Source organism: Nocardia miyunensis NBRC 108239 (assembly GCF_001613065.1).
GTDB lineage: Bacteria > Actinomycetota > Actinomycetes > Mycobacteriales > Mycobacteriaceae > Nocardia > Nocardia miyunensis.
On the sequence record NZ_BDBQ01000067.1, the window covers coordinates 34529 to 49114 of the forward strand.

Genomic DNA, 14586 nt, shown 5'->3' on the forward strand with positions numbered 1-14586 from the left:
CGGATGATGAATGGCCTGCCGTCTGGAATTCTTGTCTGATCGTCTGACCATCGCGACAGTAGGATATCTGTATGGACGTTCTCAGCGACGTGCTCGCGGCCATGCGGGCCGGTCAGCCGTACGCCGGTCGCAGCACCTGCCGCGCACCGTGGGGTGTGCGATTCCCCGCCGGCGACGCGGCCTGCTGCCATATCGTCCTGCAGGGTGGCTGCACCTTGATCCCGGCCACCGGCTCTCCAACTTCCATGGGGGTCGGGGACATCCTGTTCACTGGACCACGGCACGCCCACACCCTCGTCGACCAACCCGGAAGTCCGGCCATCGACTTCCAGCCCGACAAAACCAGCGGCTACTCCGTTATCGAGCTCGACATCCCCGGCCCCGGCGCCACCACCGAAATGCTGTGCGTCTGTTACACCTTCGATCTGGTCCGGCAACACCCGCTGCTCCGCGCTCTGCCCCCGGAGATCCACCTGCCCGCCCGCGTCGGCGACCACAACGCACTGCGCGCCACCGTCGACATGCTCGGCACCGAACTGCACCAGCCCCGTTCCGGGACCGACGCTATCCTGCCCGCACTCATCGACATGCTGCTCCTCCATGTGCTGCGGGCCTGGCTCGACGACAGTGACCTGCGCACCGACACCGGATGGGCCACCGCCCTCACCGACCCGGCCGTCGCCACCGCCCTGCATCACATCCACCACGAGCCCGAAAACCCTTGGACTGTCGAAGAATTGGCTACTCGAGCCGGAACCTCCCGCGCCACCTTCGCCAAACGCTTCACCACCGCCGTCGGCCAGCCACCCCTGACCTATCTCACCTGGTGGCGGATGACCATCGCCGCCCGGCTCCTCCACCGCACCGACACCCCCATCCACACCATCGCCCACCGCTGCGGATACAGCTCCGAATACGCCTTCTCCAAAGCATTCAAACGCGAATTCGGACTCCCCCCGAACCAGTACCGCCGCCAACGTCAACCCACCACGACGCGAACCTGAAAACGATGCCGTGTTTGTTTCATAGGCGGTCACCTATGAAACAGGGCTCCGACCGGGGAACGTCCCGGGCGTTCCATGTTTCATAGAGTGTTTCATCTGACTTGTAGTGTGAAACGTATACATGAAACAACCCCGAGGGTGGCCGACGACGATTTCCTCTTGGTGGAGACCCACGACTGTCCTATGTCGACCTGCGCCGCTCCAGCCGGGTCCGCGTGCCGGACCGGTAAGGGCAAAGTCGCCACCCAGTACCACACCGCCCGGTTCCGTCTCGTGCTCTCGCTGGCCAAGGCTCTCAACGCCCCACCCCGGCACTGCGCAAGCCCGGATCCGCCTGGGTCGAACTGCCGCGCCCACCCGCGGCCGGGACGGAGCCCGCCGGGCACGTGCGAATCGGCTACGCCCGCGCCTCCACCGCCCACCAATCCCTGGACACCCAGCTGGACTCCCTGCGGGCCGCCGACGTCGGCCGGGTCGTCGCCGAGAAGGTCTCCACCCGCGCCACCACCCGTCCCGAACTGGACAACGCCGTCGCCCTCGCCCGGGAACTGCGCGCCTCCGGTGTCGCGGTCACCCTCGTCGTGCACGAACACAAACGCCTCGGCCGCGGAATCGAGCTCGCCGCCCTCGCCGAGCAATTGAAAGCTTCCAGCATCGGCCTGGAGTTCCTCACCGGTGAGCTGCAAGGCTCCCATGACCCGTCCGGGGTCGTGTTCACCGTGCTGGCAGCCCTGTCCGGCATGGAACGCGAATACATCCGCGACCGCACCCTCGAAGGCCACGAATCCGCCCGCAAACGCGGCAAGACCATCGGCGGCGCCACCGTCGTCGGCGACGACATGCTCTCCCACGCCCTGCACCTGCGCGCCCAAGGACTCAGCCTGCGCGACATCGCTGCCCGCCTCGTCATCACCAAAGGCAAGAAGAAAGGCCAACACCCCTCCTCGGCCACCGTCCTGCGCATGCTCCGCGACCACGACCACGCCACGGACCAGGCAGTAATCCCGGACTGACTCACACCCCGGGAACCGCCGAGAGTTCTACTTTGCGGCTCAGGCCAGCTTCAGGATTCCGGGGCCCTCACCGACGCCGAGATCGGCACCGCGCTGGAATCGCTGTGGGGCGCATCGGCGGTCAACAGCTGGAACTCCCGGCGCGCCGCGGTCGGCAAATGGCTGAGCTGGTGCGCCGAACAGGGCTGGGACGCACCGAAACTGCCCGCCTCGGCCGCACGGTCGACCCCGCCGGACTCCGAGACCCCGGTGCGCTCGCGCACCGCGATCGACCGGCTCATCGCCCGCCGCGAAGTCCATGTGCGGGAGAAGACGCTGTGGCGAATGCTGTACGAGACATGTGCTCGCGCAGAGGAACTGCTCCAGCTCAACATCGAAGACCTTGATCAGGCGGGCCGCTGCGGCCGGGTGAAGTCCAAGGGCGCCAAACCCCGCACCCGCCGCCGCGGGCCCGCTCACCACGAACACGTCCTCGAGGTCGTGTACTGGGACGCGGGCACCGCCCGGCTGCTGCCGAGGCTGCTGCGCGGCCGCACGCGCGGGCCGGTGTTCCTCACCCACCGCCGGCCCGGGCCCGGGAAATACCTCGGCGAGCGTGACCTGTGCCCTGACACCGGGCTGGCGCGGCTGTCCTATGACCAGGCCCGCGACCTGCTCGACGCCGCCACCGCGATCGACGGACCCGGCACCGGCTGGGATCTGCACGAACTCCGCCATTCCGGTCTCACACATCTCGGCGAATCCGGAGCCAGCCTGCTCGAACTCATGGCAAAGTCCCGGCACCGCAAAGCCGAGAACTTGCGCCGCTACTTCAAGCCGTCGCCTCAGGCGATGCGCGATCTCACCGCCCTGCTCGGTCCGGACGCCGACCGCCGACGCTGAGCTGCGGCGTTTCCATATCCGTTGTTTTTTCGGCGGTTACTACCGGAACCCCCAGTTCGCGCCTACGCTTGTGCGGACTTCGCCCGCTGTGCTGTCACGACGAAATCCCCTCTGCCGCAATGCCCACGCTGGCAGCGCCTGCCGGTTGCATCCCTCCGCGGTCGGCTACGGCTTGAAGACCGATCCGCTGGTTGGATCGAGGTGATCCTCAGTTGGCGGCGAGTCCGGTGAGGTGGGTCAGGGCGGTGAAGCCGTCGTCGGTGCCGGGCCAGTGTTCGCGGACCGCGTCGATGCCCGCGTGGCGGACGACGTTGCGCAGGACGGCGGTGACGATGATGGCGTCGTCGGCGTAGCCGATCACGGGGAGGAAGTCCGGGACGAGGTCGATCGGGGAGGCCAGGTAGATCAGCAACAGGCCCAGCCGGATTCGAACTCCGCGAGGCAGGGTGGGGTCCGCGGCCAGGCGGCGGATCAGCCGGAGGGTGTCGGGCAGGATTCGCAGGGCTTCGCGGAGCAGGTTACCGCGCGGTCGAACGACGACGAGCATGACGATGAGGGCGAGCCAGATCAGTATGAGCGCGGCGGCCGAACCGAGCGCGGTGTCCCACCAGAACGAACCGGTCATCACCGCTCCTGCTGGGTGGGTAGCAGTTCGACGGTGTCGAAGCATCCGTCACATATCCATGCTACGGGCATTACATTCTCGGCGGCGATAGGGGTCATCGGGTACCTGCACCATCCTCGAACGCGCCCGCGCGCAGGACGGGAACCACTGTGCTGCTGTCGATTTCGACGGCGACCTCGACGTCCTCGGCGAATCCGATCGCGGCGAGTTCTCGTCCGGACGCGCAGCCGCGGATGACCGCGGGCAGGTCGGTGATGCCGTCGTAGCCGGCCCGCGCAACGGTTGCCTCGGGGGACAGGGGGCCCGCGCCGTGGCGGGCCAGCGCGGATACGACCGCTCCCGCGCCGAGCCAGTCCTCGATTCCGGGGCGCAGGATCGGCTGTCCGGGCCAGGATTCACCTGCGGCGATCACCGAGACGGGCTGGTCGAAGGTCCCCCAGCCCTGCGCGTGGATCCATGCCGCGACCGCCGCGGCGTTGCGCAGACAGGACGCGACGACCGGTGCGGCGGTCACGGCTGCGGAGATGGCCGATCCGTTGGGTGAGGGCAGGACGAGTCGTTCGGGCGCGGGTGCGCGCCGCAGGGCAGCCGGCGACAGCGACCATGGTTGCCGCGCAGACACTTTCGAGCGTCCGACGGCTCGCTCCGCATCGTGCTCCACGGCCATCCGGTCGGCGCGCTCGTCGTGCCACGGGCACGGCAGCACCCGGGTTCGCGCCTCCACGGCCACCGACACCGAGGTGGTGAAGGACAGCACGTCGACCACGACCACGACCGCACTGCCGGGGGCGAGAGCCCGCGCACCCGCGGGGCCCCAATCCACACGTACACCCCACGCCGCCTGTCCAGCCCAGTCCGCACTCATCGAATCCCCTTGTCCATGTAGGAGTTTCAGTGGTCACCGCGGACGCGTCGCGAACCGGATTCGAACAGCGCGCACCATCATCCCGCGTGTGTGAGAGGAACGGAATATGGTCTCCCACAACGCGCTTGCGGGTTTGGGCGTTATGTACCCGATCTCTTCGATGCGGGCCAGTCGGTTTCGACCGTGCAGGATGCAAAGCGCTGCGACCTTGGTTGAGATCTTTCCTGCGGGTATGTGCGAGTTGAATGAAAATCTGCTCTGGTGGGGGCTTTGCGAGATTGCGGCGTGGTGAGCTGGCGTCTTCAACGAGCCGTAGTGGGAGGCGGGTATGTCGGAGGACGGATCGACGCTGGCGCGACGTCAGCTGGGGAAGTATTTGCGGGATGGTCGGGACGAGTGCGGCCTGACGTTGGAACAGGCGGCCGCGCTGATTCAGCGCAGTGCCAGCACATTGCAGCGGATCGAGAAGGGGGTGGTGGCGAAGCCGCGGGAGGTGGATCTCGAAGCGCTGTGCAGGATCTACGAATTCGATGCGGAGCACACCGCCGCGATGAAAGGTCTTGCCGCGCAGGGTAATGAGGAGAGCTGGTGGTATGAATACGGTGACCTGATTCCGGCGAACTTCGATTTCTTCGTAGGATTGGAGGCGTCGGCGCAGCGGCTGACAAGTTATGAACCTGAGCTGGTGCCGGGGCTGCTGCAAACGCCCGTGTACGCGGGCGCGTTGTTCCATGCGGGTTATCCGGACGACAGTGCCGAAAAGCATGCGCGACGAGTGCAGCTGCGGATGCGCCGCCAAGCCCGGATCACTCGAAAGCACAGCCCGGTTGTTCTCGACGTCGTGCTGCGCGAATCAGTCCTCAGAGGCGTCGTCGGCGGCCCGCGCATCATGGCGGCGCAGCTAAAACACCTGGCGGACATAAGCACTCGGGACAACGTCAACCTGCAGGTGTTGCCGTTCAGCGCCGGATTCCCGCTCGGGGAAGCTGTCGGTCCCTTCGTCATCCTCGAGTTCGGCACCGACAAGAACGGCCGGGCGGTGGAGCCTCCTGTTGTCTACAGGGACATTTTCACAGGGGTTTTGTACCTTGCGAAGCCGATTGCAGTTCAGCGTTATCATGAAGCGTACGAATACTTCCAGCGCGGCGCGTTGGATGCAGTAGCCAGTCGAGCCCTGCTTCGGCAGCTCGCGAAGGAGTATGCGTCGTGATGGACGATCTAGCGAACGCGATGTGGTTCAAGAGCAGCCATAGTGGTGCCTCCCAGAACTGCGTCGAGGTCGCCTTCCTGCCGAAGAGTCTTGTTGGCGTTCGTGATTCGAAGCAGCCGTCTGGTCCTGCGTTGGTGTTCACCTCGGATGAGTGGTCGGCCTTCGTCGATGCGACAGACCGGGGCAGGTTCGATCGATGATCTGACGGATGCGTAACTGGTCAGGTTTATGGGCGGATCATGCGGTGGCGCTTGTTCGCCGCAGAACGTGGCGTAGTTCGCCGCTGTCGTGTAGTCCCTTGATTACTTCGGCCATCGGCAGGATTCCGGGTTCTTTGACGATCAGGCCGTCCTGGCACCAGAAGTACCGGCCGCTGAGCGCCTCGCCGGTGTCGGACCAGCGTGCCATCAGTCGCTCGACTTCGGTGATGGTGAAGATCGTTGCGCTCCAGCGGGAGCCATCGGGCAGGCGGACCTCCACGTCGACATTCACCTCGTCGAGCGCTTCATTCGGGTCGGGGAGGAACAGCATCTCGAGCGGTCCCGCGCATACGCGGTAGTAGGCCCCATCCCACATTGGGGCGCGGACGCCGTGGCCTTGCTCCTTCACCTGGTCAGTCTTTCAGCCCGGTGGGGAGCAGGACAAGAAAGTATGGACTTCGGCTGTGCGGGGTCGACCGCTCCGCGACGGCCGACTGGTGCGCGGCCGCGAGCCCGCCCCGGCCCGAAACCGCGGGGGCTGACTCGCACAGCGCACTGTGCCTGTCGCAGTGCGCTACTGAGCCTTCCAGTGCGCCGGACGCTTCTCCAGGAAGGCGGCAACCCCTTCGGCGACGTCCGCGGTGCGCACCAGTTCGCCGTGGGTGCGGTTCGACAGCTCCCAGAGTGCGGTCTCGTCCCCGTTGATCGCCGCGTCGGCGACCTGTAGCGAAGCACGAACGGCCAGTGGGGCATTGGCGCAGATCCGCTCGGCGAGTTCGATCGCCGCGGTCAAAGCGGCGCCCGGTTCGGTCAGGCGGTTGACGAAGCCGAGTCGCTCGGCGCGTTCCGCGTCGATGGGGTCCGCGGTCAGCAGTAGTTCCCGTGCCAGATTGGGCGGGAAATGCCGGGTGATGCGGAACGCGCCGCCGAAATCGGCCATCAGGCCACGCTGTGGCTCGGGCAATCCGAAGCTTGCGTTCGTCGCGGCGACGACCAGATCGCAGCACAGCACGAGTTCGAGCCCGCCGCCCAGTGCGACGCCTTCGACCGCGGCGATGAGCGGTTTGGTACGAGTGCGGGTGATGAGCCCGGCGATCCCGCCCCGGGGAGTCGGCTCGCCGGGCCCGGCCGCCAGATCCGCACCGGCGCTGAAACACAGTGTGCCGCCGGTGAGTACCGCGCACCACTGCTCGGGATCGTCTTCGAACTCGTTGAGCGCGTTGTCGATTCCGGCGGTGATGTCGGCATTGATGGCATTGCGCTTGGCTTCGCGCCGCATCGTGATGACGGTGACCCGCCCACGCTGGGTGACCTCGACCGTGTCCATCAGATACTCGCGTACTTCGCGCTCGTCCCGGTGACCGGCAGTGGATCCCAGCCGAGCTTAGGCCGGGCGTCTTCGCTGGATGGCCCCTGGTACCGCGCGAAGATGTTCAGCGCTGCCTGCCGGTATCCGGGATCTTCGGTGTCGATGATCGAGGCGCGGTTGTGTGATGCCATTGTTCTCCTACCGGTGATGTGAGGTCGGGGCACTGATCGCGTCGTGCAGTCGAGCGCCGAAGTCGTGGGCGTGCCAGAGCTCGAGCACGTTGGTCAGCATTCGCAGTGGGGCGCGGACGCTTTCGTCGGATTCGATGCGCGGGTCGGTACGGGTGAGTTCCGTGGCGGATTCGCCGAAGCGGGTCAGGATCAGGGCGGGGACGTCGAGAAGCCATGTGACGCCCATGATTCCGACGTAGAGCATGAGCTGGTCGGCCAGTCGGCGAGGGTCCAGGCGCGGACCGCCGCTGTGGTATACCTCGGTGACGAACAGGCCGAGCAGATCGTCCAGGTGACGATTCCACAGGTCGGTTTCCGCGCCCGACAGCGCGCCCCAGATCGCCATGGCGACGTTCATCCGGCTGACACAGCCCCAGTCCATCAGGCCGCAGTGCAGATCGCCGCCGGTGTCCCGCCAGAACCAGGCGTTGTCCACGTTGGCGTTCCAGTGACACAGCGCGATGTGGTCCGGGTCCGAGCGCAACAGCCGCCAGATGTCGAATTCGCGGGCGACGAACTCCGCGGCCTGTTCGGCGAACCGGGTCATGAACCGCTCGGTGCGGACATGCTCGGGAAGCAGTGCGGGACATCTCCGGCAGAACTCGGCCAATTGTGCCAGGCGGCGGGGCAGCTTCCCGGGCGAGGGACGTTGCCCGACTCCCGCGACCTGTTGCTCGGTCGGAAAGCCGGCGGCTGCGTCCTTCGGCAACCGGCCCGCGCGGTCCGCACCCGCGAGCCGCGCGACGGCGGTGAGCAATGCGCGGTAATGCTCGTGTGCGTCGGGCATCCGGTAGTCGAGACATTTGTGGTACTGCGGCTCGATACCGTTGACCCCGAACATGATTCGCTCGCTGACGAGCAGTCCGGTACCCGAATTCCGATGGTAGTCACCGAAATACGTCGTGGGCACCGTGATGGGAAACTGCGCGCACGCGGCGAGTTCGGCGAGACGGACCTCGGGCTCCATCTGCGTTCGGCCCCGGTCACGCAGCGGATCGTCGAGATCGCGGGAGAACTTGACGAACAGATTCGTGTGCAGGTGCGGTTCGAGGTTGCGGTAGCGCACCGACAGCAGCGCCTTGCGCCCGGTGCTGCCGCCGCGCACTTCACGGAACTCGGTGACGTCGGCGACGGCATTGTCGGCGGCCAGGCTGCCCGCCGCCCGGAACGCCCGGGTCAGGAATCCGGCGCCCGAGCGGCGGAGCTCCTCGGGATGCGCCGGAAGGGTGAGACCGTAGCGGTCGCCGGTAATACCCTGTACCGCAATGTCTTTCACGACAGCCGGACCCAGGCCGGCGTCGATTCGTTCACGGCTTCTTACGGCCGGAACGGCTCAACCGCCATTCGGGCGGGAAGTTCAGATCGTTGTCCTTGACGACATTGTTCAGGCCCTTGCCGAACGTGTCCTCGGTGAGATCGACCTCGCCGTCACGATCGTTCGTCATCATCGGCAGCAGGCCTTCGACCATGCCGGTGAGCAGGCTCCCGAAATACTCGCCCTTGTGCTGTTTGTAGAGTTCGAGGAAGGTCTTCTGGACCGCGACCGTATCGGTCGGACGCGACCGGGAACACGCCAGGGCGTATTTCAGAGTCTCGGCCTCCAGGTCCTCGCGCGGGACCACGCTGTTGAGGAATCCGCATTCGTACATCTCGGCGGCGGTGAAAGGCCTTCCGGTGAAGAGCATTTCGGAGAACTTCCGCAGCCCCATCGTCTCGGCCCACCACCACAGCCGGGGGCCCCAGCCCACGTACCGGAAGGCGGGGTGTCCGAACAGCGCGTCGTCGGAGGACACGACCAGGTCGGCGTCACCGGCCTGGTAGAAGTGCCACCCGTAGCAGTAGCCCTTGGCCTCGATGATGCTGATCTTCTTCAGTTCCTGCAACGGCCGGTTGCCCGCGCGGGCTTTCGCGTAGTGATCGGTGACGGTGGACAGGTACCGGTAGGAATCGCCGGGCGGATATTTGACGTTCTCGTCGTCGATCGAGAGTTCGTGCAGCAGAGACATTCCCGGGTTCTCCAGCATGTCGCGCTGTTCGGGCAGATCACCGCCGGAGCCGAAATCCTCACCCTCGCCGCGGATCACCACGACCTTCACTTCGTCGTCGACGTTGCATTTGTGGATGATGTCGGCATAGTTCTGCCGCATACCGAGATTGGCGGAGTTCAGCTCGTCGGGGCGGTTGAAGGTGATGTAGGCGATCCGGTTCTTCACGTCCTTCTCGAACTTGATGAACGGCTCGGCGTCCTTCTTCATCTTCTGGTAGTCGTATTCAGGCACGGCAGGCTCCCGTCGTGTGTAGTGTTTCGGCTCGGTCAGGGACTGTCGGTCACCAGGTCACGGGCAGTTCGTACAGTCCGTAGGCGAGGGCGTCGTGTTTGAACGGAAGCTCGTCGCGGGGCACGGCCAGCCGGATGTCCGGGATGCGCCGGAACAGGGTCGGCAGGACGATCTGCAACTCCATGCGCGCGAGTTGCTGGCCCACGCACTGATGCCGCCCGTAGCCGAAGCCGACGTGTGGTCCGTCCTGGCGCTCGAGATCCAGCCGGCCGGGTTCGGGAAAGCGGCGAGCGTCCCAATTCGCCGGGGCCACATCGAGAATGACTCCCTCGCCCGCCCGGATGGTTTCTCCCGCGATCTCGATGTCCGCCACCGCGATGCGGCGTTGTCCGGTCTGGATGATGCTCAGAAAACGCAGCAGTTCCTCCACCGCGGTCACGATCACCTTCGGATCGTCCGAATCCCGCAGCGCGGCAAGCTGATCGGGGTGCTCGAGCAGGGCCGCGACGCTCAGGCTGATCTGGTTGGCGGTCGTCTCGTGCCCGGCGATCAGCACACCCGTGGCCAGCTGCGCGGCTTCGCGCACGCTGATCTCCTGCGCCCCGACCCGCTCGGCGAGATCGGACACCAGATCCTCGCGCGGATCGGTGACCCTGGCGCGGATCAGATTCGCCAGATACTTCGCCAGGGCTCCGGCTCCTCGTGCGGCGTCCTCGGCGGTAGCGTAGCGGCTCATGCCCTTGTTCGCCTGTTCCTGGAAGAAATCGGCGTCCGCGTACGGCACGCCCAGCATCTCGCTGATCACCAGGGACGGCACCGGAAGCGACAGCGCCGGAACGAGATCGGCCGGTCGCGGCCCGGCCAGGATCGTATCGATGTGCTCGTCGGTGATCCGCTGCACCGCCGCGCGCAACGCCTCCACCCGCTTGAAGGTGAACGCCTTGGTGAGCATGCGGCGGTACCGGTTGTGCTCCTCGCCATCAGAGGTGAACACCGAGGGCGGCCGGGCGTGCACCGTCGAGCGCATGCCCTCGTTCCAATGCGGATATCCCTCGCGCCGGTCGTCGACGCTGACCCTGGGATCGGCGAACAGCGCGCGGATCGCCTCGTAGCCCGTGATGAGCCACGGCGTGCTCCCGTCCCAGATCCGCACCCGGAACAACTGCTGTTCGGCGTTGCGTTCCAGCACGATCGGCGGAGGCGCGAACGGATCGCCCGCGGCGCGCGGCATGGGGAATTCGGGAATGTCTCGTGTTGTCACGTTCGAGGTGACGGTGTCGTCGGCCATCGTGTTCCTTTCTGACGATCCCGGTCCCGGACCGTCATCGGGCGTGGTCAGGAGGTCGTGCTGCGAACGGGCGCGCGCCACAGCCCGGCAATGCCGTCGGTGAGTTCCTCACCGACATCGCGCCAGTTCCACCGCGCGCGCCGACCGCTCGCGGCGAGTTCGCCCTCGAGTTCGGCGCAGCTGTGCATGAGCAGGTTCCGGGTCATCACGGTGCGTTGGTGACGCACGTGTTTGCCCAGATCGGGCAGGCAGCCGATGATGCCGTCCAGGGTGCGGACCAGCAGCGGTGAGGTGAGGGCATCGGCCGTCACGATGTCGCGGTACACCGGATCGGCCATGGCCTGCGCCGCGAAACGGGCGTACCAGCTCGGATTGCCCAGCTCGGCCAGGTGATCGGTGAGCGGGCGCACCAGCAGGCCGACCCAATCCCGCAATTCCCCGGAATCGGTGACGTCGGCCAGCATTCGGACGCGGAACTCCTCGATCGGCGCCCGATGCCTGCTCTCGATCGCGCGCAGCAGGTCACTGCGGCTGCCGAAGTGATAGTTCGCCGCTGCGTTGTTGCCCTGCCCGGCGGCCGTGCTGATCTGCCGGTTGGACACCGCCGAAAGGCCCTGTTCGGCGAACAACCGCTCCGCGGCGGACAGCAGCGCTTCGCGGGTCCCGCTGGACCTGTCGTTGCCCGAGGCTCGTGGCGCAGTCACACGTTCAGTGAACACGGCATCCCCGAGTAAATCAATCGCTTGATTTAAATGTGGTCCGGTGGAAAAGTGGACCCGTCCGCCTGTCCGGACTCGGGGCCGGGCGGCGTTATTCGCGCCGGGGCAACGGTTTTCCCGCGCTCGTTCCGCCGTCGACCGGCAGCACGACCCCGGTGACGTACCGTGCGCGATCCCCGGCCAGGTAGGCGACGGCCTCGGCGACGTCGGCCGGGGTGCCCTCCCGCGGCAGCGGCCGGTTCTTGCGCATCACCTCTCGCACCGCGCGCTCCTGACGTTCGATCTCCTGCTCGCTCATGCCCGCCGCGGACGAGGCCAGCAGGGACGTCGGAATGTTCCCGGGCGCGATGGCATTGACCCGGATGTCGTTGCGGGCCAACTCGATAGCGACCGATTTCGTGAACTGGACCACCGCGGCCTTGGAGGCTCGATAGATCATGACGCCCCCGCCGGCCTGGGTCCCGCCGATGGATGTCATGTTGACGATCGCCCCGCCACCGTTGCGCGCCATGTGGCGGGCGGCGCATTGCGTCCCGGCCATCACACCCAGGACGTTGACCGACATGATGCGCTCGAAGGCGCTCAGGTCGTCGTCCAGGAACCGCGCGAGCGGGCTGGAGACCGCGGCATTGTTGACCATGACGTGCAGCCCGCCCCAGCGCTCGACGGTGTGGCTCACCAGCGTTTCCACCTGATCGGGCCGACCGACGTCGACCTGCCGGAACTCGACTCGCTCGCCCAGCTCGCCCGCCAGCTGCTCGCCCCGGTCGCGGTCGACGTCCGCGAGCATCACCGTCGCGCCGAGCTCACGGAACAGCTCGACGGTCGCCCGCCCGATTCCGGACGCTCCTCCGGTGACGACGACTACTTTCCCCGCGAATTCGCTGTTCATCCCAACCCTCACCGGCTGTCCCGACGCGGTGCGGGACGACAGCCGCTCAGGTGCGCTTCCGAGTGGAGTCCTCGAAACCACTCGCGCACAACGTGTTTCAGACTCTGGTACGGCGCTTCCCGCTCCGCTGGACCTGGCGCCCGAGCCGCGTAGCGCAGTCACGAGCAGTCAACACGACGTACTGTCATAAATCAATCGGTTGATTTAAATCCGAGTCGATGGGTGAGCCCGGGCCGGATGCCGGAACCGGGTCCGCCGGGCAGAGGCCGACGTGGTGAACGTGCCGACCTCCGCGCCGACGTTGTTTTATCACGCGGAGCCCGGGTACGCCCGTGTCGCCGGATCGGGCAGGCCGGCTCGTCGTGACGGACGGGTGCGCGTGGGCCTGTGGCGAACCGGTGGTATCGGTGAGCCAGTGGAACAGGGGTGAACGATGTTGCGGTTCTTTGCCGTTGGGTTCTTGGCGATACTCGTCGTCGTGGTCGGTGTGTGCGCGGCGATCGGTTCCTGGGCCTGGTGGATCCTGGTCGTCGCGCTGGCGTTGCTGTGTGTGGTCGCTGTGGCTGATCTGATCCAGCGCCGGCATTCGGTGCTGCGGAATTATCCGCTGCTCGGGCATATGCGGTATCTGCTGGAAGGTCTGCGGCCCGAACTGCAGCAGTACTTCATCGAGCGTAACTTCGACGGACGGCCCTTCGATCGTGATGTCCGCACGATGATCTACGAGCGGGCGAAAGGAATCCACGGTGAGCTGTCCTTCGGCACCGAGCGAGATCTGGACAGGGTCGGGTACGAGTACCTCACTCATTCGATCGCGCCGGTTTCCGAACCGCAGGAGCCGCCGCGCGTGCTGATCGGCGGACCGGACTGCACTCGGCCGTACTCGATGTCGCTGCTGAACGTGTCGTCGATGAGCTTCGGTGCGTTGTCGGTGAATGCGTTGCGCGCGTTGAACCTTGCGGCGGCCCGCGGCGGATTCGCACACGACACCGGCGAAGGCGGGTTGACTCCTTTCCACCTGCACGCCGGTGCGGATCTGGTGTGGGAGATCGGATCGGGCTATTTCGGCACTCGTACCGAGGAGGGGTGGTTCGACCCGGATCAGTTCGCCGAGAAGGCTGGTTGTGATCAGGTCAAGATGATCAGTGTGAAACTGAGCCAGGGCGCCAAGCCCGGCTTGGGCGGGGTCCTGCCGGCCGCGAAGGTCAGCGACGAGATCGCCCGCTTTCGCGGTGTTCCGGCACACGAGAAATGTGTGAGCCCCGCCGCGCACTCGGCATTCGGGACCCCGCGTGAGCTGATCGCGTTCGTGCGCCGGTTGCGCGAGTTGTCCGGTGGTAAGCCGGTGGGCGTCAAACTGTGCGTCAGCTCTCGCAGTGAGGTGCTCGCGCTCTGCAAGGCGATGCTGTCGGAGGGGACCGCACCGGATTTCGTCATCGTCGACGGGGCCGAAGGCGGCACCGCGGCCGCGCCGCTGGAGTACGAGGACAATATCGGGCTGCCGCTGACCGACGGCCTGCAGATCGTGCACAACGCCCTGATCGGGACCGGTTTGCGTGACCGCGTCAGGATCGGGGCGAGCGGGAAGGTCGCCACCGGTACCGACATCGTCAAGCGCCTGATCCAGGGCGCGGACTACACGAATTCGGCCCGGGCGATGATGATGGCGATCGGCTGCATCCAAGCGCAGCGCTGCCACACCAACAAATGCCCGGTCGGTGTCGCGACCCAGGATCCGCGCCGCGCCCGCGCACTGGATGTCGCGGACAAAGCCGAACGCGCCCAGCGCTACCACGCCGCCACTGTCGCCCAAGCGGTTCAGATCATGGCGTCGCTGGGTGCGAGCACGCCCGCGGACCTGCGCCCGCACATGCTGCTGAAAAGGTTGTCCGCCACCGAGGTTCGCTCCTACGCGGTGCTGTATCCGCGGCTGGAGAGCGGTGTTCTGCTGCGTGAACCGCCCGCGGAGTGGGCGGCGGACTGGGCCGCGGCCGACCCGGACTCGTTCCGCGCCGAACTGCCCGGCTAGGACCGCCGCCTCGAGCGCCGGTGACCGGACCGCCGAGAGGT

General features: G+C 66.4%; 17 protein-coding genes and 1 pseudogene. 7 read left to right on the plus strand and 11 right to left on the minus strand.

Going from position 1 to position 14586, the window contains the following annotated elements; all coding sequences use genetic code 11:
- Positions 1-71: 71 nt before the first annotated feature.
- The 3 genes and pseudogenes from NM2_RS28555 to NM2_RS28560 all read left to right on the plus strand — a co-directional run bounded on the left by NM2_RS28555 (position 72) and on the right by NM2_RS28560 (position 2017).
- Positions 72-1004 carry an AraC family transcriptional regulator gene (locus NM2_RS28555; protein ID WP_067674867.1) on the plus strand — a complete coding sequence of 311 codons (933 nt, stop codon included), beginning with the start codon at positions 72-74 and terminating at the stop codon, positions 1002-1004.
- Positions 1005-1079: 75 nt separating this feature from the next.
- Positions 1080-1292, plus strand: a pseudogene (locus tag NM2_RS53450) (zinc finger domain-containing protein); the annotation flags it as partial.
- A 98-nt stretch (positions 1293-1390) separates the two neighbouring features.
- Positions 1391-2017, plus strand: a complete 627-nt coding sequence (locus NM2_RS28560; protein WP_218026010.1) for a recombinase family protein — start codon at positions 1391-1393, stop codon at positions 2015-2017.
- Between the two features lie 50 nt (positions 2018-2067).
- On the opposite strand, the gene NM2_RS51935 is transcribed toward NM2_RS28560, so the two are convergent.
- Positions 2068-2298, minus strand: coding sequence for a hypothetical protein (locus tag NM2_RS51935; protein WP_245718264.1), 231 nt, complete (start codon positions 2296-2298; stop codon positions 2068-2070).
- A gap of 19 nt (positions 2299-2317) precedes the next feature.
- On the opposite strand from NM2_RS51935, the gene NM2_RS28565 reads away from it, so the two are divergent.
- Positions 2318-2899, plus strand: coding sequence for a site-specific integrase (locus NM2_RS28565; protein ID WP_369690341.1), 582 nt, complete (start codon positions 2318-2320; stop codon positions 2897-2899).
- Between the two features lie 208 nt (positions 2900-3107).
- On the opposite strand, the gene NM2_RS28570 is transcribed toward NM2_RS28565, so the two are convergent.
- Complete coding sequence (locus tag NM2_RS28570; RefSeq protein ID WP_067675026.1) at positions 3108-3524, minus strand: YkvA family protein; 417 nt, start codon at positions 3522-3524, stop codon at positions 3108-3110.
- A 94-nt stretch (positions 3525-3618) separates the two neighbouring features.
- Complete coding sequence (locus tag NM2_RS28575; RefSeq protein WP_067674870.1) at positions 3619-4389, minus strand: 2-phosphosulfolactate phosphatase; 771 nt, start codon at positions 4387-4389, stop codon at positions 3619-3621.
- 328 nt (positions 4390-4717) lie between these two features.
- Here NM2_RS28575 and NM2_RS28580 point away from each other — a divergent pair, with 328 nt between their 5' ends.
- Together NM2_RS28580 and NM2_RS28585 are read left to right on the plus strand one after the other, a co-directional pair.
- A complete protein-coding gene (locus NM2_RS28580) occupies positions 4718-5599 on the plus strand; it encodes a helix-turn-helix domain-containing protein (RefSeq protein WP_067674873.1) in 882 nt (293 codons plus the stop codon).
- On the plus strand, positions 5599-5799 hold the full coding sequence (locus NM2_RS28585) for a DUF397 domain-containing protein (RefSeq protein WP_067674876.1): 201 nt from the start codon (positions 5599-5601) through the stop codon (positions 5797-5799). The genes NM2_RS28580 and NM2_RS28585 overlap by 1 nt, the downstream gene beginning before the upstream one ends.
- A gap of 37 nt (positions 5800-5836) precedes the next feature.
- Here NM2_RS28585 and NM2_RS28590 read toward each other — a convergent pair whose 3' ends face one another.
- The 8 genes from NM2_RS28590 to NM2_RS28620 all read right to left on the minus strand — a co-directional run bounded on the left by NM2_RS28590 (position 5837) and on the right by NM2_RS28620 (position 12516).
- Positions 5837-6208: a hypothetical protein gene (locus NM2_RS28590; protein ID WP_218026011.1), complete on the minus strand. Its 372-nt coding sequence runs from the start codon at positions 6206-6208 to the stop codon at positions 5837-5839.
- Between the two features lie 165 nt (positions 6209-6373).
- Positions 6374-7126 (minus strand): enoyl-CoA hydratase-related protein, encoded by a 753-nt coding sequence (locus NM2_RS28595; RefSeq protein WP_067674882.1) that lies wholly within the window; start codon positions 7124-7126, stop codon positions 6374-6376.
- A complete protein-coding gene (locus NM2_RS49405; protein WP_157121366.1) occupies positions 7126-7299 on the minus strand; it encodes a hypothetical protein in 174 nt (57 codons plus the stop codon). The genes NM2_RS28595 and NM2_RS49405 overlap by 1 nt, the downstream gene beginning before the upstream one ends.
- A gap of 7 nt (positions 7300-7306) precedes the next feature.
- Positions 7307-8605 (minus strand): hypothetical protein, encoded by a 1299-nt coding sequence (locus NM2_RS28600; RefSeq protein ID WP_084531653.1) that lies wholly within the window; start codon positions 8603-8605, stop codon positions 7307-7309.
- Positions 8606-8645: 40 nt separating this feature from the next.
- Positions 8646-9617 carry an enoyl-CoA hydratase/isomerase family protein gene (locus NM2_RS28605; RefSeq protein ID WP_067674885.1) on the minus strand — a complete coding sequence of 324 codons (972 nt, stop codon included), beginning with the start codon at positions 9615-9617 and terminating at the stop codon, positions 8646-8648.
- 49 nt (positions 9618-9666) lie between these two features.
- On the minus strand, positions 9667-10905 hold the full coding sequence (locus tag NM2_RS28610) for a cytochrome P450 (protein ID WP_067675032.1): 1239 nt from the start codon (positions 10903-10905) through the stop codon (positions 9667-9669).
- Positions 10906-10952: 47 nt separating this feature from the next.
- Positions 10953-11624 carry a TetR/AcrR family transcriptional regulator gene (locus tag NM2_RS28615; RefSeq protein WP_067674888.1) on the minus strand — a complete coding sequence of 224 codons (672 nt, stop codon included), beginning with the start codon at positions 11622-11624 and terminating at the stop codon, positions 10953-10955.
- A 91-nt stretch (positions 11625-11715) separates the two neighbouring features.
- The gene (locus NM2_RS28620; protein ID WP_067674892.1) at positions 11716-12516 is read right to left on the minus strand and encodes an SDR family NAD(P)-dependent oxidoreductase; all 801 of its coding nucleotides are present in this window, start codon (positions 12514-12516) and stop codon (positions 11716-11718) included.
- A gap of 433 nt (positions 12517-12949) precedes the next feature.
- On the opposite strand from NM2_RS28620, the gene NM2_RS28625 reads away from it, so the two are divergent.
- Positions 12950-14545 carry an FMN-binding glutamate synthase family protein gene (locus NM2_RS28625; RefSeq protein ID WP_067674895.1) on the plus strand — a complete coding sequence of 532 codons (1596 nt, stop codon included), beginning with the start codon at positions 12950-12952 and terminating at the stop codon, positions 14543-14545.
- Positions 14546-14586 lie beyond the last annotated feature (41 nt).

Excerpts from the sequence above, each read along its gene's own strand:
- NM2_RS28555 (WP_067674867.1), top strand. The coding sequence starts at position 72 with ATGGACGTTCTCAGCGACGTGCTCGCGGCCATGCGGGCCGGTCAGCCG.
- NM2_RS51935 (WP_245718264.1), bottom strand. The coding sequence starts at position 2,298 with ATGAGCCGGTCGATCGCGGTGCGCGAGCGCACCGGGGTCTCGGAGTCC.
- NM2_RS28570 (WP_067675026.1), bottom strand. The coding sequence starts at position 3,524 with ATGACCGGTTCGTTCTGGTGGGACACCGCGCTCGGTTCGGCCGCCGCG.
- NM2_RS28575 (WP_067674870.1), bottom strand. The coding sequence starts at position 4,389 with ATGAGTGCGGACTGGGCTGGACAGGCGGCGTGGGGTGTACGTGTGGAT.
- NM2_RS28580 (WP_067674873.1), top strand. The coding sequence starts at position 4,718 with ATGTCGGAGGACGGATCGACGCTGGCGCGACGTCAGCTGGGGAAGTAT.
- NM2_RS28585 (WP_067674876.1), top strand. The coding sequence starts at position 5,599 with ATGGACGATCTAGCGAACGCGATGTGGTTCAAGAGCAGCCATAGTGGT.
- NM2_RS28595 (WP_067674882.1), bottom strand. The coding sequence starts at position 7,126 with ATGGACACGGTCGAGGTCACCCAGCGTGGGCGGGTCACCGTCATCACG.
- NM2_RS49405 (WP_157121366.1), bottom strand. The coding sequence starts at position 7,299 with ATGGCATCACACAACCGCGCCTCGATCATCGACACCGAAGATCCCGGA.
- NM2_RS28610 (WP_067675032.1), bottom strand. The coding sequence starts at position 10,905 with ATGGCCGACGACACCGTCACCTCGAACGTGACAACACGAGACATTCCC.
- NM2_RS28620 (WP_067674892.1), bottom strand. The coding sequence starts at position 12,516 with ATGAACAGCGAATTCGCGGGGAAAGTAGTCGTCGTCACCGGAGGAGCG.
- NM2_RS28625 (WP_067674895.1), top strand. The coding sequence starts at position 12,950 with ATGTTGCGGTTCTTTGCCGTTGGGTTCTTGGCGATACTCGTCGTCGTG.